This is a genomic window from Pseudoalteromonas sp. S3178 (genome assembly GCF_005886985.1).
Lineage (GTDB): Bacteria > Pseudomonadota > Gammaproteobacteria > Enterobacterales > Alteromonadaceae > Pseudoalteromonas > Pseudoalteromonas carrageenovora.
In genome coordinates, this window is record NZ_PNCW01000579.1 from 1 (window position 1) to 248 (window position 248).

Annotated in this window: 1 protein-coding gene; it reads left to right on the top strand. The window is 45.6% G+C overall.

Annotated elements, in window-relative coordinates; all coding sequences use genetic code 11:
- Window positions 1–27 precede the first annotated feature (27 nt).
- Window positions 28–248 (top strand): sigma factor (locus CWC11_RS22305; protein ID WP_283241040.1); only part of this gene is annotated, 221 nt, incomplete at its 3' end.

The window sequence follows — 248 nt, forward strand, 5'->3', positions numbered from 1 at the left end:
AACGTTCAGTCAGGAACTCGCAAAGCAGTGCAAGAAACTCCCTCTCAAGCGTTATCAGACGCTTTGGTTAAAGTTGCAGAAAAACGAGATCGCAAAGCTTTTGCGTTCTTGTTCGAGTACTTTGCGCCAAAAATCAGGCGCTTTGGTGTGAAGCAATTTGGGAATGATGCCCAAGCGATGGAGCTTGTACAAGATACGATGACGTCAGTATGGCGTAAAGCACACCTTTATCATCATGACAAAGGTGC